We start from the raw sequence: 22,433 nt of genomic DNA on the forward strand, positions 1-22,433 counted from the left end.
ACATATGATTGTATGCTCCGCAAGTCAACCTGGTAGTAAATGCGTGCGCTTAGGAATCTTTTGCAGCTGGAACTTTTTGCTGGATATATTTTTCCAGGTCCGGGGCCAGGACGTTCTGAATCCGTTCAATAAGCTGTCGTTTGGTAATCCCTTTGCTCTCTGCAATCTGCTGAAGGGATTTGCCTTGACTCAGTTGGAGCTGAAGGTCTTGCCGGCTGATCCCGATTGCCTGGGCAAGCTTATCCTGGTTCGGTTTGAGTCCGTACCGGGCTTTACCCTTGCCATGGAACTTGTCGTGGTGTTCAAGCAGGGCTTTGTCCTGCAGCATCCGTTTAAGATGGTCAGTCATCCGCTGCTTCATTTGAGCTGCGCGCCCGGCATCCAGACGGCCTTCTTTGACAGCCTGATCGATCTTGGCGCTGCGCAGTGCGGTTAGCTTCGCGTTTAAGTCGGCTTCGCTGATCCCTTTCTCGGCGGCGGCCTCTGCCAGGCTTTTGCCTTTGCTGAGCGTTTCCTTTAAAGCGGCATTTTGTATGCCGAGAATAGCGGCAACTTCATCAAGAATCGGCAAACCGGCAACACCGTGCTCTTTGTGGGAGCTTTCTTCGGATCGACCGGGATGATTTGCAGCAGGGTGTTTCCCGTAATGGGCATCGTCCCCCCGTTCTTCAAGCGCAAAGGCTTCTTTGTCACCAAGTGACAGAGAACCGAGTAGAAAAGCAAGCGCAAGCGTTCCTGCAAGCTTATTTTTAGGCAAGGAAACCATAGAAGAACCTCCTTTAAATGGATGTCTGCTCTAGTGTTTCCCAGATTACGCTAAAATATTGATAAACACGTAAAGTTTAAACGGCAGATCCAGTCATATTCGGCGGAGCCGCTTCATACTCAACCCCTTCGTGCCGATATAAAAAGAAGAGCCCGGGATTATCCCCGGGCTGTACGGTAAAACGGCATTAAAGTGTGGAACGTTTCTTTTGCAAGTGTCAGAAAAGCCTCTCCATCAGTCAGGATCGGATCAGAGGAGGAGAGGTGTCTGCCTACCAGGAACTCCGCTTTCTTAACATCCCTCAGACGTACGAGAGAGGCACCAAAGCTTTCGAGCGAAATTTCGTCCGAAGAGAAGCTTTTTTTCTGAGTATGGTCAAAAGAAAATACATAACCCTCCGGTATACTGTCAAACAAAGCTTGCTTATTCGCCAGGAATCTCTCGGCTATCGCCTGTTTGTCCGGCAGCTCATAAATAAGCGCAAACCATAGGAATACATGATCATCGAACAGACCGACTTGAAAATGCGGATGCTGCTTATAACCGCGTTTGTTCGCTGCAACCGCAAGCCACGTATCTTTGGGGGGATTGACAGTACGGCGTGCGTGCTTGGCAATATGAAGATACATTTCGGTGCCTGCCTGCATAGCGATTTCATCGCATAAAGCTTCACCGATTGCTTTGAATTTGGGCTGGATTCTTTCCTGGATGGCTTGCATGCGCTCATCGAGCCCGTCGATACTAAAGGTGGCGAAATCATTAGAGTTAAATCCCTTGAAATCGGGATGAAGAGTGCTGGAGTTAGACATAAATCCTCCTATCATGGTTGCGGATGTTTTGAGAAATATGATTGCGCAGAGCTGGGCCTGCATTGTTTTTACTATACCATAAACGTTTGAATTCGGCATAACCGGGCGGTATGAACAGCAGAGGCACCGGTTTGAATGTGAAGGGAGAATGAAAATGCGTCCTATACGTAAAAGAATGGTTGCTGCGGCAGCCGCAGGTTTAATGAGCGTATCCTTTGCTGCGGGGGTCTATGCGGACGACTGGATACAGAAAGTGACCGCTTACTTACGGAGTGATTTTAGTGTAGTCGTAAATGGGGTGCCAGCGAATTTAAGCAATCCGGTTCTGATCTATGATAATAACAGCTACTTGCCGTTAAAAGAGATTGCGTCCCGGTTGAGTGCAACCGTAAATTGGGACGAATACAAAAAAACCATTTACATAAACAATCGCATTTATCCGCAGCAGCCCGATGATCCCGATGATGTCGTTTTTGATGAAATCAAGCTTGAGAATCCTTCGGCCTATATGGTGAGATATCTGGGCGGCAATTATCCCGTTCTGATTAATATGGGGAGGGGAATGTACTATCGTTTGAAGGATGTTCAGCAGATGGGGATCGATACTAAAGGACTGCATAAGGCAAAAGAAAAATATACGGGTGAGCTGTATGTCAACGAGACCGAGCTCCAGAAAGCCTGGAAAGAAACGCCGCTGCTTACTTATGGAGAGGAAATGCCCCTTATTGCCGGGGAGAAGGATGATTTCAAAATTATAGCCTTACGCGGTTATGTGAAAGATATGTCTAATTACAAAATTGGTGATAAATATTATTACCACAATCCCATCTTCATAGAAAAGCTGGAAGAAGAAAACCACTATCGCTATTTAGTAACTGAGAATGGTACTTATTACGATATTTATCTCCAGCTGACTGAGCTGAAAAAGGATTATTATGTAGTCGGAAGCTATTCTAAGAAACTTATCGGCGATCTTGTTCCAACCCCGAATTATTAAAAGCAGCAGCTGTCCCCTCGCTCAGGAATATTCCTGGGCGATTTTTTTGTTTGAAAGCTCTCCCAAAGACATTGGCGTCAAGCGAATGCCCGGATTGTACCCGGGGTCCTGTGAGATGAAGAACGTCCTCAGCAGAAGGATGGAGGATGTGGCTGGAGCTGCAGACGTTCCTAAATAAACGGGTTGGTGTACTGTCTATGCCGGGTGCGCAAAAATAGAGCGTTATTTTTGTGCCAAAATGGGGTAAATAATTGACAATATCCAAGTAGCGAAATCATATGATACATAATAAGATGAAGTAAACATTAAGTTGTCTGAAATTTCTGTCAAAAACTGATCAAGCCAATCGAAGTGTTCCGGGAGGGGATTGCCGTGAGCAAAAATAACGAAGTCGAATACTGCAACCTTGAACTGCGGTTCGACCGCCGGCTCATCCGGCAGTTTATAAAAGCGCTCATTCAAGAAGGATACTCGCTTTATTGGAACGAAAATGATCATCAGTTCATTATTTCAATCCGCTCCGGAAGAAAATTGGTTAAACTGAAATTCGAACGGATAGGGGAACGTTATAAAATCGTCGGCAATTACTCGTTTAAAGATGAAAAACTAGCTGAAATGATGGAAAAATTAATTGGAGATACACGGGGACATGCTGTCGTTAAGCGTTTCAGAGACCGCCAGATTCTGATCGAAAACATCATGTTCGGAGAGATAATCCGAATGGTTGAGATTTCGGGTATTGAGCATAAGGTTCTTTTTCAGAAAGAACCTGTAGTTACCTTCGAAGAAATGCTCCAGGCGTTCCGCTCCAACCGTCCGGAAGAACGTATTCCCGTCCTGAGACTTGAACTGGATTACGAGCTTGCCGTACTCTCGGAAGCCCTGCAGGACGGCGATATCAAGACCATAGTCGATTCGAAGGAAAAACTTGAAGAGCTAAGACGAGAAATGCTTTTGCTTGAAATGTAAGGATAGAGCCTAGTGCGATACTGGATACTGAACTCCCGGGTTAACAGAGATGGAAAATATTGTTGTACAATAACGCAAGATATGTTATCTTAATGAGGAACTGAATGAATCGGGTGCGGAAGAACCGCCCATGTACATGCATACAGCATGTCGTGGGCGGTTTTTTGTGCTTTTAACATCTGAAGGGGGTGATGAGAGGTGGGGCCAGGTCATAGCAGGCTTGGAACCGGTACCGTGCTTAGCGGACGGTATAAGGTATTATCCGTAATCGGCCGGGGTGGCATGGGAACCGTGTATTTAGCCGAGGATTTGAAGCTGAGGGGCAAGCGCTGGGCCATTAAAGAAACACAGCACGTCTTGCATGATTATCAGAGGTTTATTGATGAAGCCGAAATGTTAATCCGCCTGCATCATCGGAATCTTCCCGGTATTGTGGATTATTTTCCGCCATGCGAGGACGGCTATAGTTACCTTGTGATGGATTACATTGAAGGAGAAACGCTTGCCGCCCGGTTTATAAGGCTCGGACAGCGTGTAGAAGTCACGGAAGCGTTAGCTATCGCCAAACAACTTTGCGAGTTGTTTCATTATCTGCATGATGAGCTGCCTGTTCCTATGATTTACAGGGATCTGAAGCCGTCCAACATTATGATTGACAGCCAGGACCATGTGCGGCTTATTGATTTTGGCATCGCCAGACATTACAAGACAGGCGGAAACTTGGATACCGTTCAAGTGGGAACGATAGGTTTTGCTGCACCGGAACAGTTCGAGCACAAGCAGACTGACCGGCGGACGGATCTGTATTCGCTGGGAGCCGTGCTATATTTCCTGCTCAGCGGCGGCAAATATTCCTATTCTTCGAATAAGCCTCTTTCGGATATGAATGAGGATGTGTCACACGATTTGTCTGATATCGTAGATAAGCTGCTTATGACAGATCCGGCCAGGCGCTACTCCAATGCCCGTGAGCTGAGAAAGGAGCTGGAACGTGTATCGGCCACTCTTCTGCAGGAAGACAGCATGACGGCTTCTTCCCGGTCTTATCTGGGTCCTGTCGTAATCGCTGTTAGCGGAATAGGACCGGGTACGGGGAGTACCCATACTGCTGTACTCGTGGCGCATTTTCTAGCTCGTAAGCGCCGGAATGTAGCGCTTGTAGAAGCCAATGATTCGGGCGACTTCAGCCGGATTGAGTGCACATATGAAGGTGTCAAAGAACCGATTTATGACCGTCCTGCCTTTAACCTGCGGGGGGTGCGGTATGCCAAAGCGGATGACGGGCTCGATATGATTGCTTTGTTGTCGGGACCGTATGATTTTATCGTACTTGATCTCGGGAGTTATACGAAGACCGAGTGGTTTGGAGAATTTATGCGGGCCGCTGTGCAAATCGTTGTAAGCACCGGTGCAGAATGGAAGCGGGCAGACATTTTATCTTTCTTTGAAGCCTATCCTGAACTTGAGCCTGCCCATTGCAGTCTCTTCGTACCTTTTGCTTCCAAGTCGATGATCCGTGATTTACGCAGTCTGCTCCCGGAATACCGGGTAATCGCTCTGCCTGTTCATTCCGATCCGTTCTGCCATCAACAAGATACAGCGGTCATACTCGAAGAGTGGCTGGGGCTTGCGGAGCGACGGAAGAAAAAATCAAGTCTATTACGTTTTAAATGGTTTAGAGCCTTTTAACAGGAAAGGAGAGAGTATGTGTCTGTCATTCGGCAAAGAACTAAACATTTGCTGTACGCCGGTTTGACGGGAGCGCTAGCGGCGGGTTTGATAGCAGCAGGAGTTTTAATTTACGGCGGACTTCAGAACCGCAAGGAGTTGGAGCAGGTCCAAGAGCGTTATGAAGCGGAACTTGCAGAAGCAAAAGGTGTTTCGAAGGATATTGGCAGCAGGAAAGTACTCGTGCTCAGCAGAGACGTTGAGGCGGGGGACAAGTTGACGGAAGCCGACGTTATCGAGAAAGACATACCCGAATCGGAAGCCCCGGCTTACGCTGAAGAGGACATACTGAAGGTTGTCGGCAAGTCGTTCAAAGTAGCGGCAGGAAAGAATACACCGGTCCTGGCATCGCTGCTGCATGAGGAGGGGGTTATACCAAAGGATCTGAGACATGAGGAATTTAAAATCATAGGTTTGCCGAGCAAGCTTAAAAAGGACGACGTTGTGGATGTCCGGATCCGTTTCCCTACCGGCCAAGATTATATCGTGATGGCCAAAAAGCATGTAGATGATGTGCAGGAGGGTACGCTCTGGATGAAGATGGACGAGAAAGAAATTTTGGACATGTCCAGCGCTATTGTCGACGCTTATTTGCAGGAGGCCAAATTGTATGCACTGACTTATGTAGAGCCCATGATGCAGGAGGAGGCAGTGCCTACCTATCCGGTTAATTTAAAAGTACTCGATTTGCTCCGGACGGACCCTAATGTACTGGAAAAAGCCAAGTTCGAATTGGCTAAAAGTATGCGTCAGCTTCTGGATAAAGATCTGCGGGGGATGGACGAGACGCAGAAGGAGAAAATCAGCAGCAGCCAGTCAAGTCTTCCGACTGAATCAGACGCGAATAGATCCGGTTCCGTACAAGCGCCATCAGTTAGGTCGCCCGGAGGAGCCGGCAAAGATTCGGCATCGCCCAGCTGGTCTAGCAGTACCGGTGTGTCAGGTAAATCAGCCGGTTCCGCCCGCTCTACGGATAATCCTCCAGCAGGCTCTGGGGAGCCGCCGGAGACCCCTGCACTTGAGACGGTCCCTTCGGAAGTCCGGCAGCAGCAGGAAGATGTTCTGAGAGAAGCTGTTTCGGGCAGATCAGAGCCATAATTCATGAAAGGAGGCAGGTTTAATGAAGCGGCTCTGTATTGGTGCAAGCGAACACAGTGATCTGCTGTTAGGTATATGCCGCCTTGCTGCCATAGCGGGCAAACGTGTGCTGCTGGTTGACGGAACAGCATCCGGCAGGATCACCTGTATCGTAGCTTCTGAGGAAGGGCCATCACTTATCCGCTTCGGCGGTTTTGATGTGGCCTGTCTTTTTCCCACACTTGGCAGTGTAATTAGTCATTTAGAGGAGCTGGAGCTCGTTTTTGAGGAATACGAACTCGTGCTGGTAGACACGGATCAACCTGAGTTTTTGGATAAGCTCCAAGGGAGAAGCCTCAAGTTCGATGGTCTCTACATAACGACAGCATATGATAAGTTTACACTTCATAGGACGGTAAATCTGATTCGGAATATGGATGCTTCAGGCATTCTGCCTTCCGTGAAGAGTACCGTCGTTATAAGGAATACAGTGGATTGTACCATCGGTGAAGATTATGTTGATAGGATTCTGGCCCCTCTTCCGTTCAAAAGGCCTGAACTTTACCATTCGCTTCCGTTTGACGAGGTTGATCTTGCCGCTCTGATTGACAGCGGTCATCAAGGAGTCATAGAACTAAGACGAATGTCAAGAAGCTATCGCAGAGTGCTTCTGTCTGTTGCACACGAAATAACCGGAGAGGATGAGCCAGTCCTTAAACGGATGATAAAACAGGCTATGAGGAGGAAATAAGATGAGCCAAGTTGCATTTTGGGCACCGGCCCGCGGACATGGAGCAGCGACGTCTAATGTCCTTGCCGTTTCTACTATGATCGCGTTGGATTATTTCGCACGCATCATGATAACCCATACCAGAAGGACAAAGACGGCCATGGAGAATGCCTTTAGCCGTTCTGGGGCGGGCGAAGGCAATCTAGTGTCGTTTTGCGAATATGGAATGAGTGCATTGGAGCGGCTGCTGGAGAGTGACAAGCTGACTCCTGAGCGGATACAGGATTATACGAAGCCGATTGTGAAGGATCGTCTTGATCTCCTGCCAGGATCGAGAAAGGGGGAATATGAATCGAGTTTATGCCGCGAGGACACACTCCCTTATATTGTAAAAAGTGCGAGCCGTTACTATGACGTCACCTTCGTTGATGTAGGGGATGAAGCCGATGATGGGGCAGCAGCGGCTATTCTCAGAAACTCTGATTTGATCGTGGTTAACCTCAGCCAGAACATAGATATTTTGGAACGGTACTTTGACAAGGAACTTTGGGTAGAAGGACTTCATATTAAACCACTGGTACTTGTACTGGGTAATTATGACGAAAACTCAAAATACAATGCCGTGAATATAGCCAGAAAATACAAATGGAAACAGCCGATTTATACGGTTCCGCATTTCACCGGCTTTCTTGATGCGAGTAATGAGAAAAACGTTCTGGAGTTTTTCCTGCGCAACCGGAACGTGGGCTCAAAACACCCGGCGTATGCATTCATTACCGAAGTGAGGCGATTATCCAAAGCGCTTCTTAATGAACTGGGTGTGGACACGAACCTTCTTCAGGAAAGGGGCGCCTAGCGGGGCATGTCGACTGGAAATGTAAATGCCGCATTCCTTGGCATGGTATTGATTCTGGGAATCGGACTTATTTATTTGCGGCTTGGCTATTTGCGTCACAAAGACGATGTTATTGCGATCCAGAATAAACAGTATTCTTTGGATAGCATGGCACAATTTATTAGAGATACCTTTACTGAAATAACAGCGGGGGCTCAGAGCGAGCTTCGCTTGTCAGAAGAAGAGCACCGGCGCAGCCTTAATAAACGGTTGGAGCTTAAAAGAGCTCTTAAAGGATGCGCGCATGGCGACTTGCAGGATAAAATTTTCGTAAAGCGCATGATAAGTGATTTACTTACTTCCGTATACCAACTGAATAACAGCAAAATTCATCTCGCAATTCCGTTTGATACCCCCGCCCTTCTTACTCCGCAGGATCAATTCGACATTTTATTGCATACGTTCAAAAAAAAATATGCATGTGCAGGCCTTACCCGTCTTATTGAGAAGCATAAGCTGGATACGATTAAGTATGTAATAGAAGAAGGGGACACACCTTCTTACATCATTACTGCTGATGAAATCAAGAAGATCTATTGCAAAGAAATAAAATCTCTTGCCTTTGAAGACAAATTGGAAGTTGTTGTTCAACGTATTTATCAGCACTACAAGGGCTTTGGTGTTATTGATGAAATTCGGGATATGCAGATTGACGGCGTTTCCGGTGGAGTATCCGGTGGATGTTCACATGAGCGGATTGACAAAAGTACATTGAGGTCCCTGGGTAATGTAAAATCCAAATTTTCTGTTTCGCATGATAGCGTTTGGGTCTTTTATAAAGGGAAGTCGATCCATTTCTCTTTTCTGGGATTTGGTTCAACGGATGAGCTTCGGCGTGTTTGTCAGAACATCTACAAATACAATTACCCTGGACAATTGTCCGAAGCGAATGGATATAAGGTAAACGATATGAAAGATGGTTCGCGAGTCGTTGTCGTGCGGCCGCCGTTTTCCGAATCATGGGCCTTTTTCGTCCGGAAATTTGATCTGCCGAACGCGGCACTGGAGCAATTAATTGTTAGTCCGAATGCCCGATTGCCGATTGAAATGATTGGATTCCTCGTCAAAGGCTGCCGCATTACAGCGGTAACCGGTGCACAGGGAAGCGGCAAAACTACGCTGCTGATGGCCATGGTTAAGTCGATTTCCGCCACTTTTACACTACGTATTCAAGAGATGGCATGTGAACTCCATTTACGTAAATTATATCCCCAGCGCAATATTCTCAGTTTCCGAGAAACCGAACATATAACCGGTCAGCAAGGTCTGGACGTTCAGAAGAAAACAGATGGTACCGTGCATATTCTCGGTGAAGTTGCAACGGACAGTGTGGCTTCATGGATGATTCAGATGGCACAAGTAGCCAGCTTATTTACACTATTCACTCACCATGCAAAAACCTTCTCTCATCTTGTTGAATCGCTCCGTAACTCATTGCTCAAAACAGGCATGTTTCATAATGAAGCGATGGCAGAAAGCCAGGTTGTCCATGTCCTCCATTTTGATATTCACCTCCGCAAGCAGGCAGATGGAAGCAGATATATTGAACGGATAACTGAATGTGTACCTTTGGAGAGGGCCCCTTATCCCAGTCGAGATCAGAAGGAAGAGTCCGCCCCTGACGTAGGCTTGCAATGGTCGGGGTTTCTTGACAATGCTGCTGAATACTTTCAGCGATCGACAGACCGTAAGCTTTACGAAGCCAGGAATATTATCGAATTCAAAGAAGGTGCATACAGAGCCTGCAGCCCGATCAGTCCGCGTAACATTAAAGATATGCTTGATCATATGACGGTAGAGGATGCACAGGTTTTCAAAAGATTTCTGAAAGAAAACTGGGGAGGAGAAGTCCTTGCCGCTTCGTGACGGGTTGATTTGGATTTCGGTTGTTTGTATTGCGTGTGCCCTTCTAGCCTGGGTTTTGTATCTATCCGCTTTACGCAGAGAAGCCAAGCAGACCGGTATGAATGCACATGAGCTGAAGAGTCTGCTTTCTCCCTTAAGGAGAAGCGGTAGAAAACGTCTTAAACAGCTGCACATTGTTTTATACGGGTATTTGGTCAAGGTCCCCGTAATATCCCGTTACACTCAGCGGATTTATAGAAGACTTGCTCCCCTTTACGCTTATGATGAATCGGCTATCCGCATAGAAACAGCAAAAATTACAATTTGCGCAATTTTCATTGCTTGGCTTTCAGCTGGAACCATCCTGCTTTTTTATCCGGACTACTCTTATATGATAATGGTCCTTTTGGGAGCTCTCATTCTTCACGGGATCTTAATCGATTCACTCGTCCATCGTGCGGAAGAGCGTCTGCTGAAGCAGCTTGTGGAGGTTTTGTCCGATGTCCGGCATTATTACCATCAGCATGGAATGGCGGACGAGGCCGTTTATGATGCGGCGCAAATAGCAGGGCGCCAGATTGCTCTGCATGCGGAAGCTATTTATACACTGCTGACAACGGATCAGTCCGAAACCCGGCTGGAATCTTACTATGAGTCAGCACCAAATCGTTTCATGAAGGTTTTTGCAGGAGTATCCTTCTTAGTCCGGGAATTCGGGGACAAGATTTTACCTCAAGGATCTATGTATTTGCATGCGCTGAGTAAAATATCAAGCGAAATTCGTTTGGAGATTTTACGTCAAGAGAAGCTGCAATACATGCTCAAAGGATTGACCATCATAGCTATTGCGCCCATCCTGGCTGCGAAGCCAGTGGAGTCTTGGGCCAGGAATCATTTTCCGGCGATGGATGAATTTTATTCCGGATCGGCAGGATTTGCAGTGAAATCAGGTATATTCGTGCTTATTCTAATTTGCTTTATATTGCTTCGCAAGCTTCAGGACATATCGGATGACGCCGGCAAGCAGGGAAGAAAGAAGCCGCCCGAAAAGAATTGGATTCGTGTTCAGGCAGTACAGCGGATTGTCAGAAAGTTTATGCCTAGTGATCGTTCCGTTGAATTTGCCAAAATAGACAGGCTCCTTAGAGAAGCTAATTCTCCACTGCTTGTTGATTGGCTGTATTTGCGGAGATTGATACTTGCTTCAGCAAGTTTTCTTCTCTTGTTGAGCATTTTTATGTGCATGCACACCCTAACTGTACGTCAGATCAACTTTTCTCCTACCAGAAGCGCTGCCATGTTCGGCGTTTTATCGCCGCAGGAGGAGAAGAAAGCAGCCGAACGTACAGAAATTGACCGCGCCATTATTGAAAAGTATAACCAGGGCGGGGGACAGCTTCGTGAGATTATATCCGGCGAGCTTCAGATTAAGGGGCTGGCCGCTCAACAGACCGAGCTGAATCACACTGCTGACCGCGTTATTAAGAAACTTCGGGGTATTTCAGACGCGACCTTGTCCTGGTGGCAGTTGGCGCTTTGCTTTATCTCCGGCTGGATCGGTTATCATTCTCCGATTGTGCTCCTGCATATTCAGATTAGAATGCGCCGCATGGAGTTGAAGAATGAAGTCGATCAGTTTCATACTCTGCTCTCCATTTTGTCCCAGTTCGAGAGAATGTCGGTCGAGCACATGCTCGAATGGCTAGACAGGTTTGCAGTTCAGTTTCGGGCGCCTATCTCCTCGTGTCTGCTTGCCTACGAATCCGGTGCTGAAAAAGCTCTGGAAAAACTCAAAGAGGAAGCGGCATTTGTGCCTTTTGCACGGATAGTAGAAAGACTTCAGGCTGCGGTCAGTCACATTCCGGTTCTTCAGGCATTTGATGATCTGGAAGCGGAACAGCATTACCGTTTCGAACAGCGCAAACAGGAATATGAACGCATGATTGAAACGAAAGCGGGCTGGGGACGTTGGATTGGTTTTGCCCCGATGTATGCTCTTGTATTTCTTTATCTCGTTATTCCGCTTGTTTATATGAGCATGCAGCAAATGAGCACCTACTACGAACAAATTCAAAAAATTTCTTAACTTAAAGGAGATTCAACCCAAAATGGGAAACGCACAGAAAGCACTAATTATGGCGGCAGGATTTTTCCTTGCCATTGCATTAATTACGATTGCGGTGGTTATGTTTATTTCTGCTCAGGATGCGACTAAAGCGGCACAAAATAATTTTTCCGACATTCAGACAGAGCTTTCCCAAACCGCTTACACCGTATATGATAACACCGTTGTTTCCGGGAGCCAGGTCGTTAACGCGCTTCGCAAGTTTGCAGACAAGGAACAGTTCGGCATACAAGTGAAGACGGGAAAAAATATGGGGGGTTCGTGGTATACCAATGTAATTGATATTTCTTCCCCAATAAGCAACAGTTACGGTTCCGTCGTCTCTTCTATACCACGTGAAAATATAAGTCATGCGGCAGTAGAAGCCCATATTGATTATGTGAATCCAAGCGGCAAATTCAAAGCTAAGATCATTAAGGATAAAAGTAACGTGATCCGCGGCATCGAATTCAGCCAGCAGTAGAGGAGAGAAGTATGAGCAGCGCAACTCATTCTATTCTCCATTTCTCCACAGCGATGCTGCTGTTCATGGGCGCCGTCACTTCAGGCGTTATGCTTTTGCTCACAACTAAAGTAGCAATTGAAGAGACATATGTTTCTCAAGTACAGTTGGATCGAAATCAGCAGACAATAGGACAAACGCTCGGCAGACTGGCTGAGGGGACGCTGTATACGGGGGCTGAGGTCATGATGACACTGCATGCTAATGCAGCTGAAACTTTTGACATAGAAGTCGATGGCACTCTCTTTGCAGCCGGGAGAAGTGCAAATGAGATTGATACGGCGGGTATGGATACAACTGCATTTTACCGGCTGAAAGAAATAAGAAGAAGCGATGGCTCCCTTGGACGGATGATGTTTACTAGAATCTGATGGACAACTTCCTGCAAAACCATCCAGTTGTTTCGTAAATCGGCTGCGGCCGGGATTGGGGTGGAGATGAACACATTAAGCAAAGGGTTTGCTCTCATAGTAGCTGTACTGCTTCTATATGTTTATCCGCTAGCGGATTCCGCAGAGAAACGGGATGATCTTACACGACTCCTTACGTTTCAAGCTCTTACCCGGTTTGTGGATAGCGTACGGGATAAAGGGGTAATCACCCCGAATATGTTCAACGATTTTCAAAAGGAACTATCTGTTTCTTCACAAGAATTTGAAGTGAGTATGGAACACAGGCACAAGCAGTACATACCTGTTTATAATGACAACGGTCATTTTCAGGATCGCTATTCTGTAGTGGATGAGGCTTTCTATCAGGCACAAATTATGGAGGTGCTGTTTCCAGACTCCATTCTTGCTCCGGACGATTCAGAACGTGCTTATCGGCTGGGTGCGGGGGATTTTTTTACGGTAACTCTAAGAAGTCTCGGTCAATCCTCATCTGCTGTGTGGAGAGATGCCTTGAACGGGACAAACAGTCCAGCGGGAGAACTATATCTGCCCTATGGGGGAATGGTCCGTAATGAAGACAGCTAAACTCGGAATTCTTTTTGTTCTGATCTATCTGCCATTTTCTGTTGTAAGTAAGATGGATTTGCGCACACAAGCAGATACGCTTTTTCTTGAGACCCGTTATAATGCTGCTGTAAATGCGGCTGTTCAAGACGGCGCCAACTCTCTTTTGGTAAATGAGAAGCAGGAAGGAGAAATCCGGTATGAATCCTTCAAGAAAGTTACACTTAACCGGGAGGAAGGATTGAACACCTTTTACCGGACTCTTTTTACGAATTTCGGAGTAAACGATGATAAGGTCAGCCAGAACATACTCGATCAGTATGTCGCTGCACTTATGGTCATTGGATATGACGGATGCTACGTGTACGCCTATGAATCCTATACAGACGCGGATGGCCGCCCCATGAGCCGTCGAGTTGAAAGTGCCAAAATTCCTTACGCGTACACGGACTCTTCCGGAGAAGTCATCTCTTTTACGCTGGACGATTACGTAACCATAAATAAACCCGGAAGCAGGGAATGGTACGAGGGTTTCCGCAGTGAGATGAGTTTGGTTGCACAAGCTGAGATTCTGAAACCCGGCTTTCCTTTTGACGAGGTCAGAAGAAGCACGATTCTGGCTACGATACAAAAAGAGCTTGAAATGACCATTAACGAGCATAACGTCAGATCGCTCAAGAGCGGGGCTTCATATACCTTTACACTTCCCACCATACCGGATGAAGAATGGAACAATACAATCGACGATGTAGGGATGCTTGCTTTTGTACAAGGAATTCCGATGGGATACCGGGCTTATAACAATTATGCGTTAGGAGGAGCCCGAATCGTTAAAAAGTCTGGCTATTACGGTTTTTATGATAATGGCATTCCATATTATAAAAGCAATTTTTGTCCCAAACCAAAAGAAATAGTGGAGGTTTTTAGCACTAAAAAGGAAGCATCCAGCAAAGGGTTTCATCCAAAAGAGTGCATAAACGGACGTTTATAGAGCGCATAGACAGAGAAATAAAGGAAAGCGCTTCACTGAAAAGATTGCACGATAAAATTGACATCTCAGCGGCGAAACGTTTATCATCAAGTCAATGATGAGTTCGATGCGGATTCCGCGAGCATGGCTGCATGTTTTATTGTTCAAGCCTGTAAGGTGCGGACTGTAAAATGTGTCGGCATCACGCGGAATCAGCTCAGTGGGTTGTATGGCTGCTATTGTTTTGCAAGAGCGGTTTCATGTAAATCTTTTGCGGATTCATTCTTGGTCCGTATAAGATTAGCGATTACATGTGTTGGGAAATCTACGGGTAGGGAACAGCGGGCTTTAAAGTCCATTCAGGATTCCTGATCCGGAGGTTTCCCATCTATGCGTAGACCGGCTTCAAAGCATAAAATGTGAGTCTCAGCCCGGAAGCTTTGCCTCGGCCGGGCGCCTATTTGTACGTTTTCCGGAAGGGGAAACGGCGATATCTTCTGCCCGAGCGGGTCGAATCCATCCTTCGGAAGCCGGTCTGCAGTTCCTACTGAATGTCAGTCGGTAACGATCTACTTATACAAGGAAAGGGTGTTTGATTCATGTCCAAACAACAAATTGGCGTAATCGGTTTAGCGGTTATGGGTAAAAACCTGGCGTTTAACATCGAAAGCCGCGGTTTTACCGTATCCGTCTTCAATCGCTCGCCTGAGAAAACAAAAGAGCTTCTCGAAGAAGCAGCAGGCCGCAATCTTAAAGGTACTTACAGCATGGAGGAGTTCGTTCAATCCCTCGAAACGCCGCGTAAAATTCTGATCATGGTAAAAGCGGGCCAGCCGACAGACGCAACCATCGAGCAGTTAGTTCCTCTTCTGTCTCCTGGAGACATTCTGATTGACGGAGGGAACGCTTACTTCCCTGATACCCAGCGCCGCAACAAGGAACTCGAAGCACTCGGCTTCCGCTTTATTGGCACCGGTGTATCCGGCGGTGAAGAAGGAGCGCTCAAAGGTCCTTCTATTATGCCTGGCGGACAGAAAGATGCTTACGAGCTTGTAGAGCCGATTCTGACAGCTATTTCTGCCAAAGTAAACGGCGATCCATGCTGCACGTATATCGGACCAGACGGTGCGGGTCATTACGTTAAAATGGTACATAACGGAATCGAATACGGGGACATGCAGCTGATCTGTGAAGCGTACCAGCTTCTCAAGGATGTGCTGAACGTCAGCACGGAAGACCTGCATGCCATCTTCACGGAGTGGAATAAAGGAGAACTGGACTCCTACCTGATCGAAATTACGCGTGACATTTTCACGAAGTATGATGAAGAAACCGGTAAGCCGATGGTGGATGTTATCCTTGATTCCGCTGGTCAAAAGGGTACCGGCAAATGGACAAGCCAAAGCGCTCTGGACTTGGGTGTTCCATTGTCCATCATTACGGAATCCGTATTCTCCCGCTTCTTATCTGCTATGAAAGAAGAGCGTGTGGCAGCTAGCAAAGTGCTTAACGGTCCGGCAGTTAAGCCTTATGAGGGTGACCGTGAGCAGTTTATTGAGGCGGTACGCAAAGCGCTTTACGCAAGCAAAATCGCTTCCTATGCTCAAGGATTCGCACAAATGCGTGCAGCATCCGAAGAGTATAACTGGAATTTGAGCTACGGCGAAATCGCAATGATTTTCCGCGGCGGCTGCATTATTCGTGCCCGTTTCCTGCAAAATATTAAGGATGCGTACGACCGTGATCCAGAGCTTCGCAACCTGCTGCTTGACGAATACTTCAAGAACATCGTAGAAAACTACCAGGATGCATGGAGAGAGGTTGTCTCACTTGCGGTTACCCGCGGCATTCCGGTTCCGGCATTTGCTTCGGCGCTGGCTTATTATGACAGCTACCGCACGGAACGGCTTCCGGCTAACCTCCTCCAGGCACAGCGGGACTATTTCGGCGCACATACGTTCCAGCGTGTGGACAAAGAAGGAAGCTTTCACTATAACTGGCTTGGATAATAATAGTTTTAATGCAAAAGGAGCCCGAGAGGGCTCCTTTTTGCGCTCGTTCATCTGGAGCCCAACCGGATTAGCGTGGTATATACCCCGAGCCGATCTTATCCAGCAACGGTTAGTCCTCAGAATTTCATCCAGGCGTTCTAAAGCAGCCCGTGAGCAGCTTCCTTCAGACAGCTTTTGATCCGATCCGCTTCCTGGTCAAAACCGCTTCCTCGGTGAATGAGCATCATGGACACCTCTGCGAAAGATTCAAAGTTTTTGAGTAATCTCGGTTGAGATAAACTTTGCAGGGCAGGGTCCTGTTCCGCCATTTTTTTACGTATGAATTCAAGCGCCCAGACTACATCATTTCTGCACAACATATAAGCGGGCTGTAGCATGAGTTGCAGCCGTTCGGATGCGTTCCAACCCGGCTTTGGCATTTGCGGACGAGGGATCAAATGGACATCGCTCCTTGTACTCTACTGGATCTGTACTTATCATCTTAACTGGAAAAGTAGCGGATTATTCACTATACAATATGATTTTGACTGAAATTGTATTCATCCCTGGCTTTTGCTGTGATATGATAGTGGAAAGTTATACCCAGAGAGGAAAGAAGACCAGGATGAGCATAGATTCCAAAACGAAAAACCTTGTGCTGATCGGTTTTATGGGCACGGGTAAAACAACTGTGGGCTTGAAGCTGGCTGAAGATCTAGGGTGGCGGATGGTAGATACAGATGAAGAAATTGTAAAGAAAGCGGGCATGTCCATACCGGATCTGTTCGCCGCTCACGGAGAGGCTTACTTCCGCAGTTTGGAGCGTGAGGTCATCGAAGAAGTTCTGGCAGGCCGCGATCAAGTCGTATCAACAGGCGGCGGTGCCGTTCTAGCTGAAACGAATCGCAAAATAATGAGAAATAATGGATTTGTAACGGCACTGACGGCATCGGTTGAAACCATAGTAGAACGTGTACAAAATGACCAGAACAGGCCGCTTCTGCAAGGAGACGTGGAAGAGAGGGTGCGCACCATGCTCCAGCTTCGTCAGGATGCTTATTCCTTTGCGGATTTGACAATCGATACATCCTCATTGTCTGTCGCTGAGATTGTCAGGTGCATCCTGATGGAGTGGAGAGAAGACGAGCATGAAGAAGAGTTGCTTTCAGGTTGATTCAACGGATGCGGCTATCCGCTTGTGAACCGTGATAGCCGAGGTTTTTTTAGCAGGAGGCTTTAATGAGCCAGTTGCCTAAATTCTACAATTCATCCCAGGCCAGCATGCCGCCATCCATATTTTTGAGGTTTTGGAAGCCTTGAGTTTCCAGAAAAGCATAGGCTTTGCCGCTGCGGTTACCGCTCCGGCATACAAGAATAACTTCGCCTTCTTGGGGAATTTCGTGCAGGCGTGTATGAATTTCGGTCAGCGGAATCGATTTTGCTCCTGCGATCATGCCTGCAGCAACTTCTTCGGCTTCGCGCACATCAATAACGGATAGTGGTTCACCTGCGGCTAATCTTGCTTTAAGCTCGGATGGCTGGATAATGTTCATAACAAGCAGAACCTCCCTAATTCGTTTTCTTGTACTATACAAAACTGCCAGAAGCAAGTCAAACGAAGGTTTGGCAAGGATCGTAGCCCTAGCAGCAGGTCCATCATCCGATTCATTCAAAGAGGGAAGAACAGCTTATGAAAGTCATTTATGTTGGTTTAGCGGGATTTGCGGGAGCACTTAGCCGCTATGGCTTGTCTTTCATATGGAATGAAGGTCCCGGCCGTTTCCCCTGGGGGACGCTTGCGTGCAATTTACTGGGTTGTCTCCTGCTGGGTTATTTGAGTACGGCTGTACTCATTAACTGGAAGCCGGACTTACGCTTAGCCGTAACGGCAGGATTCATCGGAGCCTTCACTACATTCTCGGCCTTTAGTCTCGAGATTGTGCAGCTTACAGCAAGCGGACGAAGCGGTATCGCAGTTGTTTACGGTCTCGTGAGCTTGTGGGGCGGACTTCTTTTTACTTGGATCGGTATGGCTGCGGCCGGGAAAAGGAAGGAAGTGGACCGGGCGTGAGTATATGGATGAAGCTTCTGCTGGTAGGTTCCGGCGGTTTTGCAGGTGCTGTCTGCCGCTATAAACTGGCCGGATGGATGCATGCCCGGTATGCATCTGCTTTTCCATATGGAACGTTAACCGTTAATTTGCTGGGTTCTTTCCTATTGGGTTGGCTGGCTGGCCACGTATCTGTAGAAACACTAGCCCTGTGGATAGGAACGGGTTTTATCGGCGCGTTTACTACCTTTTCTACTTTGAAGCTGGAAAGCGTAAGGCTGCTGAAACAGAGATTAATGCTTGTCTGGCTGCTTTATACAGGGACTACTTACACAATCGGGATTTTGCTTGCTTACGCGGGTTATTATATCTAACCAGCCTGGCTGGCTCCTCGTAATTGTGAGGCAATGCTCGTCGAATCTACATCTTATCTACATATGGTTATATTAAATTTAAATAGATAGAGCGAATAAAAGGAGAGAATATTATGAAGGCGATCGTAACGGCTACACCTAAACTTCAGGGTGAAATTCAGGCCCTTTCCTCTAAAAATTACACCACCCGGTATCTGCTTCTCGCAGCTCTGGCTGACGGGACAAGCACGGTCCGGTTCCCGGCCCATAGCGAGGACAGTGACGCCATGCGCCGCTGTATACGCGATCTTGGCGCTGTTCTCGAAGAAGATGAACATAAGATCGTTATCAAGGGTTTTGGCAAAAAACCTCAACCGATAGAAGAGCTTAACGTCGGTAACGCGGGTGCTGTTCTGCGCTTCCTGATGTCCACGGCAGCTCTCTGCCAGAGTGAAGTAACGTTTATTAATAAGTATCCGGAGTCGCTCGGCAAGCGTCCGCATCTGGATCTCATCCATGCTTTGGAACAAATGAATGTAAAAGTCGAACATAATGAAGGCCGTCTGCCGATAACTATTAAAGGGGGACAACCTGGTGGAGGCCGCATTACCGTATCCGGAAATGTCAGCTCCCAGTTCCTCAGCTCTCTGTTGTTTCTGACTCCTCTGCTTGAGGAAGACAGTGAAATCGAAGTTCTTCATGATTTGAAGTCCAAAGTTATTGTCGGACAGACGCTGGAGGTTCTTGAACAGGCCGGTATCCGCATCGAAGCCAGCGAAGACCTTATGCATTACCGTATTCCCGGTAACCAGTCTTATGAAGCTAAGGAATATATCGTGCAGGGAGATTACCCGGGATCGGCGGCTATACTTGCCGCCGCCGCAGTAACCGAGTCAGATGTTACTCTGCATCGTCTGGATGAGAACAGCCGTCAAGGCGAGAAAGCTTGCGTGGACGTTTTGCGCGCAATGGGAGTCGCTTTGACACATGAGAATGGCATCGTACGTGTGCAGGGGACAGGTAAACTGCAGGCTGGCGAGTTTGACGGGGATCATTTCACGGATGCGGTACTGGCTATGGTAGCGGCCGCTGTTTTCGCGGAAGGAACTTCCCGCTTCTATAACGTTGAGAATTTACGTTATAAAGAATGTGACCGTATTACAGACTTCCTTAACGAGCTCCGTAAAGCCGGAGCAAACGTAGAAGAACGTCAAAGCGAAATTATTGTGCATGGACGACCGGAAGGACTGGAAGGCGGAGTTGAAATCAACGCGCATTATGACCATCGTGTCATTATGGCTCTGTCTGTAGCAGGTTTGCGGAGCAAGAAAGGGCTTATCATTCGTGATGCCCACCATGTAGCCAAATCGTATCCTCAGTTTTTCGATCATATGATTTCACTCGGAGCGCAGATAGAATTAACGAACGAATGAATGGGTGAGTAAGATGCGTATTATTTGGCAGGGCATGAAAGTTACACTTGGTTTTTTCGTTATCCTCGGTCTCTTATTTTCCGGGGGCTTCATGTCCGTAATGCTGTACGCCAAAATAACCGGACAAGATGTTCAGACAGTGATGGCTATCGATGCGAGACCGGAGGAGACCCCGCCCGCACCGGAGCCGCCTCAGCCTGTTGCTGTAGCGGTTCAAGAAAGAAAATCCAAGGTTCTGCTGGACGCGCCCGTTCTAGCACAGAAGCCTGAACTGCCTTCGGGCTGTGAAGTGACGTCCTTGGCTATGCTGCTGCAATATAAAGGAATACAAATTGATAAAATGACTTTGTATGATCAAATGCCCAAAGATCCGACTCCGATTGTATGGACCAAGGACGGTTCTTCTATTCAATCATGGGGCCATCCCAACATCGGGTATGTAGGGGATGCTACGGGTAAATCCAAAGGTTTCGGAATTTATCACAAAGGTTTATTCCCGCTTCTTCAGCAGCATGTGCCTTCCGCGATTGACCTGACGGGTAAATCTTTTGATAGCTACGAGCAGCAAGTATCGGAAGGCCGTCCCGTGGTGGTCTGGACCACAATAGGATTTGGGATGCCTGCGAACTGGACGGACTGGAACACATCTATCGGCATGATCCGGACCACTTTTTCTGAGCACGCGGTATTAATGGTCGGCTATGATGAAACGGCCGTGTATGTAAATGATCCGTGGGACGGCTCTAAGAATCTCCGTATCGATAAGAAACAGTTCATCCGTGTATGGGAAGCGATGGGGAAGCAGGGCTTGTCTTATTCAGCTGACTAAGGCACAATGGTGTTGAATCTAAGCTCAACCATATTGGAAGGGAAGTGCATGTCATGACTTTCGAGAATCCCTCGCGTGAACGAATCAAGGAAATACTGGCAAACGCAGGGGCAATCGCCGTAGTGGGTCTTTCCGATAATCCCGATAGAGTCTCCCACATGGTTGCTGCCGCTATGCAGGCCAGAGGATACCGGATTATTCCGGTTAATCCGAATGCAGACCGAATCCTTGGGGAGAAATGCTATGCCTCCCTCAATGATATCCCGGAAGAAGTCGATCTCGTGAACGTATTCCGGCGCAGCGAAACCGTGGTTCCTATAGCGGAGGATGCCGTTCGCAAAGGCGCTAAAGTATTCTGGCTGCAGCAGGGAGTATATAACGAGGAAGCGGAGTCGATCTGCCGGCAAAGCGGTCTCGAAGTTATTATGGATCGCTGTATCAAGGTTGAGGATGCCATCTTAAATCCTAGAGGCGTGTAACATCCACTGGACTTTTATCTAATCGAAAATGAATGAGCCCGTATCTGGAGATTCTTCTTTGGCCTGCGGGCTCATTTTTTAAGGTTTTTTTGAAAAGAGAATCATAATTTGCACGGGAGCTGCAAACAATAGGTGAGGCTCCAGAACAAGGATAGGCTTGTCTGGAAGACTTTTCATTCCCTTGAAGGAGGAACTTCCGCATGTACAATCAGTACCAGAACCAAGCTGGAATCGGCTCCCAATCCCAGTATCAGAACCAGAACAAATTTCAGCCAACGGGTTATGTTCAATCCTCATATGGCCAGAATCAATTCCAGAATTCCCAGTACAGCAATAACAGTTACCAGAACCCGCAGGCGCAATCTTTCCACACGGCTAATTACCGTGGCGACCAACCGGGCCATGACAGCTACCTGCGTTCGGACTCTCAAACTCCGGCTCAGCAAAGCTACGCGTCTTACGGCCAAAACCAGTCATATGGTTCCCAGAACTTTGGAAATCAAGGTTATATCGCTCAAGGCCAAAGCTATGGCGGTCAGCAGCAGTTTGCTTCCCCACAGTCGTATCATACAGCCAATTACCGTGGCGACCAACCGGGCCATGACAGCTACCTGCGTTCGGATTCCCAAACTCCATCGCAGCAAGGCTATGCTCAAGCTTCTTATGGCGCTCAATCGTATGGTGCGCAGAATAACGCTTCCCAGAACTTTGTTTCTCAAGGTTACGGCGGTCAAAGCTACAACCAGCAAGTATCCCCACAGTCCTATCACACAGCTAACTACCGTGGTGACCAGCCGGCCCATGACAGCTACCTGACGTCGGATTCCCAGACTCCTTCTCAAAGCCAATTCGCAGGCGGATACTCCAATAACGCCGCTTCCGGCCGTCAGGGTTCCGGGCTGCCATATACAACAGGCACATTTTAAGAG

At 47.5% G+C, this 22,433-nt stretch carries 24 protein-coding genes; 20 read left to right on the top strand and 4 right to left on the bottom strand.

Annotated elements, in window-relative coordinates:
• Positions 1 to 49 precede the first annotated feature (49 nt).
• Positions 50 to 766 carry a hypothetical protein gene (locus tag AR333_RS06695; protein ID WP_068774497.1) on the bottom strand — a complete coding sequence of 239 codons (717 nt, stop codon included), beginning with the start codon at positions 764 to 766 and terminating at the stop codon, positions 50 to 52.
• A gap of 158 nt (positions 767 to 924) precedes the next feature.
• The gene (locus AR333_RS06700; RefSeq protein WP_068774498.1) at positions 925 to 1,575 is read right to left on the bottom strand and encodes a YktB family protein; all 651 of its coding nucleotides are present in this window, start codon (positions 1,573 to 1,575) and stop codon (positions 925 to 927) included.
• 154 nt (positions 1,576 to 1,729) lie between these two features.
• Between AR333_RS06700 and AR333_RS06705 the strand changes: the two genes are divergently transcribed.
• The 13 genes from AR333_RS06705 to gndA all read left to right on the top strand — a co-directional run bounded on the left by AR333_RS06705 (position 1,730) and on the right by gndA (position 16,378).
• On the top strand, positions 1,730 to 2,572 hold the full coding sequence (locus AR333_RS06705; protein WP_068774499.1) for a stalk domain-containing protein: 843 nt from the start codon (positions 1,730 to 1,732) through the stop codon (positions 2,570 to 2,572).
• A gap of 372 nt (positions 2,573 to 2,944) precedes the next feature.
• Entirely contained in the window at positions 2,945 to 3,541 is a 597-nt protein-coding gene (locus AR333_RS06710; protein WP_068774500.1) for a hypothetical protein, read from the top strand.
• A 198-nt stretch (positions 3,542 to 3,739) separates the two neighbouring features.
• Entirely contained in the window at positions 3,740 to 5,230 is a 1,491-nt protein-coding gene (locus tag AR333_RS06715; RefSeq protein ID WP_068774501.1) for a serine/threonine-protein kinase, read from the top strand.
• 18 nt (positions 5,231 to 5,248) lie between these two features.
• The gene (locus tag AR333_RS06720; protein ID WP_068774502.1) at positions 5,249 to 6,367 is read left to right on the top strand and encodes an SAF domain-containing protein; all 1,119 of its coding nucleotides are present in this window, start codon (positions 5,249 to 5,251) and stop codon (positions 6,365 to 6,367) included.
• Between the two features lie 22 nt (positions 6,368 to 6,389).
• Entirely contained in the window at positions 6,390 to 7,097 is a 708-nt protein-coding gene (locus tag AR333_RS06725; RefSeq protein WP_068774503.1) for a hypothetical protein, read from the top strand.
• A gap of 1 nt (position 7,098) precedes the next feature.
• Positions 7,099 to 7,932 (top strand): hypothetical protein, encoded by an 834-nt coding sequence (locus AR333_RS06730; protein WP_068774504.1) that lies wholly within the window; start codon positions 7,099 to 7,101, stop codon positions 7,930 to 7,932.
• Between the two features lie 6 nt (positions 7,933 to 7,938).
• Positions 7,939 to 9,837: an ATPase, T2SS/T4P/T4SS family gene (locus AR333_RS06735; protein ID WP_068774505.1), complete on the top strand. Its 1,899-nt coding sequence runs from the start codon at positions 7,939 to 7,941 to the stop codon at positions 9,835 to 9,837.
• Between the two features lie 370 nt (positions 9,838 to 10,207).
• A complete protein-coding gene (locus AR333_RS06740) occupies positions 10,208 to 11,902 on the top strand; it encodes a hypothetical protein (protein ID WP_253735738.1) in 1,695 nt (564 codons plus the stop codon).
• 22 nt (positions 11,903 to 11,924) lie between these two features.
• Complete coding sequence (locus AR333_RS06745; protein ID WP_068774507.1) at positions 11,925 to 12,404, top strand: ABC transporter permease; 480 nt, start codon at positions 11,925 to 11,927, stop codon at positions 12,402 to 12,404.
• Positions 12,405 to 12,415: 11 nt separating this feature from the next.
• A complete protein-coding gene (locus tag AR333_RS06750) occupies positions 12,416 to 12,814 on the top strand; it encodes a hypothetical protein (protein WP_068774508.1) in 399 nt (132 codons plus the stop codon).
• Between the two features lie 66 nt (positions 12,815 to 12,880).
• Positions 12,881 to 13,420 (top strand): hypothetical protein, encoded by a 540-nt coding sequence (locus tag AR333_RS06755; protein WP_068774509.1) that lies wholly within the window; start codon positions 12,881 to 12,883, stop codon positions 13,418 to 13,420.
• A complete protein-coding gene (locus AR333_RS06760) occupies positions 13,407 to 14,390 on the top strand; it encodes a hypothetical protein (protein ID WP_068774510.1) in 984 nt (327 codons plus the stop codon). The genes AR333_RS06755 and AR333_RS06760 overlap by 14 nt, the downstream gene beginning before the upstream one ends.
• A gap of 578 nt (positions 14,391 to 14,968) precedes the next feature.
• Positions 14,969 to 16,378: an NADP-dependent phosphogluconate dehydrogenase gene (gene gndA, locus AR333_RS06765; protein WP_068774511.1), complete on the top strand. Its 1,410-nt coding sequence runs from the start codon at positions 14,969 to 14,971 to the stop codon at positions 16,376 to 16,378.
• A gap of 140 nt (positions 16,379 to 16,518) precedes the next feature.
• On the opposite strand, the gene AR333_RS06770 is transcribed toward gndA, so the two are convergent.
• Positions 16,519 to 16,818, bottom strand: coding sequence for a hypothetical protein (locus AR333_RS06770; RefSeq protein WP_068774512.1), 300 nt, complete (start codon positions 16,816 to 16,818; stop codon positions 16,519 to 16,521).
• 167 nt (positions 16,819 to 16,985) lie between these two features.
• Here AR333_RS06770 and AR333_RS06775 point away from each other — a divergent pair, with 167 nt between their 5' ends.
• A complete protein-coding gene (locus AR333_RS06775; RefSeq protein WP_068774513.1) occupies positions 16,986 to 17,534 on the top strand; it encodes a shikimate kinase in 549 nt (182 codons plus the stop codon).
• Between the two features lie 85 nt (positions 17,535 to 17,619).
• Here AR333_RS06775 and AR333_RS06780 read toward each other — a convergent pair whose 3' ends face one another.
• A complete protein-coding gene (locus tag AR333_RS06780) occupies positions 17,620 to 17,913 on the bottom strand; it encodes a rhodanese-like domain-containing protein (protein WP_068774514.1) in 294 nt (97 codons plus the stop codon).
• 137 nt (positions 17,914 to 18,050) lie between these two features.
• Here AR333_RS06780 and crcB point away from each other — a divergent pair, with 137 nt between their 5' ends.
• The 6 genes from crcB (at position 18,051) to AR333_RS06810 (ending at position 22,430) form a co-directional block, all read left to right on the top strand.
• Positions 18,051 to 18,431: a fluoride efflux transporter CrcB gene (gene crcB, locus AR333_RS06785; protein WP_068774515.1), complete on the top strand. Its 381-nt coding sequence runs from the start codon at positions 18,051 to 18,053 to the stop codon at positions 18,429 to 18,431.
• 8 nt (positions 18,432 to 18,439) lie between these two features.
• Complete coding sequence (locus AR333_RS06790; protein WP_068775156.1) at positions 18,440 to 18,784, top strand: CrcB family protein; 345 nt, start codon at positions 18,440 to 18,442, stop codon at positions 18,782 to 18,784.
• A 113-nt stretch (positions 18,785 to 18,897) separates the two neighbouring features.
• Positions 18,898 to 20,196 carry a 3-phosphoshikimate 1-carboxyvinyltransferase gene (gene aroA / locus AR333_RS06795; protein ID WP_068774516.1) on the top strand — a complete coding sequence of 433 codons (1,299 nt, stop codon included), beginning with the start codon at positions 18,898 to 18,900 and terminating at the stop codon, positions 20,194 to 20,196.
• Between the two features lie 13 nt (positions 20,197 to 20,209).
• Positions 20,210 to 21,025 (top strand): C39 family peptidase, encoded by an 816-nt coding sequence (locus AR333_RS06800; RefSeq protein ID WP_253735739.1) that lies wholly within the window; start codon positions 20,210 to 20,212, stop codon positions 21,023 to 21,025.
• Positions 21,026 to 21,078: 53 nt separating this feature from the next.
• Entirely contained in the window at positions 21,079 to 21,504 is a 426-nt protein-coding gene (locus AR333_RS06805) for a CoA-binding protein (protein ID WP_068774517.1), read from the top strand.
• Positions 21,505 to 21,704: 200 nt separating this feature from the next.
• On the top strand, positions 21,705 to 22,430 hold the full coding sequence (locus AR333_RS06810) for a hypothetical protein (RefSeq protein ID WP_068774518.1): 726 nt from the start codon (positions 21,705 to 21,707) through the stop codon (positions 22,428 to 22,430).
• The last annotated feature ends 3 nt before the right edge of the window (positions 22,431 to 22,433 follow it).

The sequence above is a fragment of the Paenibacillus sp. FJAT-26967 genome (assembly GCF_001541095.1).
Taxonomy (GTDB): Bacteria; Bacillota; Bacilli; order Paenibacillales; family NBRC-103111; genus Paenibacillus_F.

Bases quoted from the DNA above. Each gene is read 5' to 3' on its own strand.
- AR333_RS06695 (WP_068774497.1), bottom strand. From the start codon at position 766: ATGGTTTCCTTGCCTAAAAATAAGCTTGCAGGAACGCTTGCGCTTGCT.
- AR333_RS06700 (WP_068774498.1), bottom strand. From the start codon at position 1,575: ATGTCTAACTCCAGCACTCTTCATCCCGATTTCAAGGGATTTAACTCT.
- AR333_RS06705 (WP_068774499.1), top strand. From the start codon at position 1,730: ATGCGTCCTATACGTAAAAGAATGGTTGCTGCGGCAGCCGCAGGTTTA.
- AR333_RS06725 (WP_068774503.1), top strand. From the start codon at position 6,390: ATGAAGCGGCTCTGTATTGGTGCAAGCGAACACAGTGATCTGCTGTTA.
- AR333_RS06730 (WP_068774504.1), top strand. From the start codon at position 7,099: ATGAGCCAAGTTGCATTTTGGGCACCGGCCCGCGGACATGGAGCAGCG.
- AR333_RS06735 (WP_068774505.1), top strand. From the start codon at position 7,939: ATGTCGACTGGAAATGTAAATGCCGCATTCCTTGGCATGGTATTGATT.
- AR333_RS06740 (WP_253735738.1), top strand. From the start codon at position 10,208: ATGATAATGGTCCTTTTGGGAGCTCTCATTCTTCACGGGATCTTAATC.
- AR333_RS06745 (WP_068774507.1), top strand. From the start codon at position 11,925: ATGGGAAACGCACAGAAAGCACTAATTATGGCGGCAGGATTTTTCCTT.
- AR333_RS06750 (WP_068774508.1), top strand. From the start codon at position 12,416: ATGAGCAGCGCAACTCATTCTATTCTCCATTTCTCCACAGCGATGCTG.
- AR333_RS06755 (WP_068774509.1), top strand. From the start codon at position 12,881: ATGAACACATTAAGCAAAGGGTTTGCTCTCATAGTAGCTGTACTGCTT.
- AR333_RS06760 (WP_068774510.1), top strand. From the start codon at position 13,407: ATGAAGACAGCTAAACTCGGAATTCTTTTTGTTCTGATCTATCTGCCA.
- gndA (WP_068774511.1), top strand. From the start codon at position 14,969: ATGTCCAAACAACAAATTGGCGTAATCGGTTTAGCGGTTATGGGTAAA.
- AR333_RS06775 (WP_068774513.1), top strand. From the start codon at position 16,986: ATGAGCATAGATTCCAAAACGAAAAACCTTGTGCTGATCGGTTTTATG.
- AR333_RS06780 (WP_068774514.1), bottom strand. From the start codon at position 17,913: ATGAACATTATCCAGCCATCCGAGCTTAAAGCAAGATTAGCCGCAGGT.
- crcB (WP_068774515.1), top strand. From the start codon at position 18,051: ATGAAAGTCATTTATGTTGGTTTAGCGGGATTTGCGGGAGCACTTAGC.
- AR333_RS06790 (WP_068775156.1), top strand. From the start codon at position 18,440: ATGAAGCTTCTGCTGGTAGGTTCCGGCGGTTTTGCAGGTGCTGTCTGC.
- aroA (WP_068774516.1), top strand. From the start codon at position 18,898: ATGAAGGCGATCGTAACGGCTACACCTAAACTTCAGGGTGAAATTCAG.
- AR333_RS06800 (WP_253735739.1), top strand. From the start codon at position 20,210: ATGCGTATTATTTGGCAGGGCATGAAAGTTACACTTGGTTTTTTCGTT.
- AR333_RS06805 (WP_068774517.1), top strand. From the start codon at position 21,079: ATGACTTTCGAGAATCCCTCGCGTGAACGAATCAAGGAAATACTGGCA.
- AR333_RS06810 (WP_068774518.1), top strand. From the start codon at position 21,705: ATGTACAATCAGTACCAGAACCAAGCTGGAATCGGCTCCCAATCCCAG.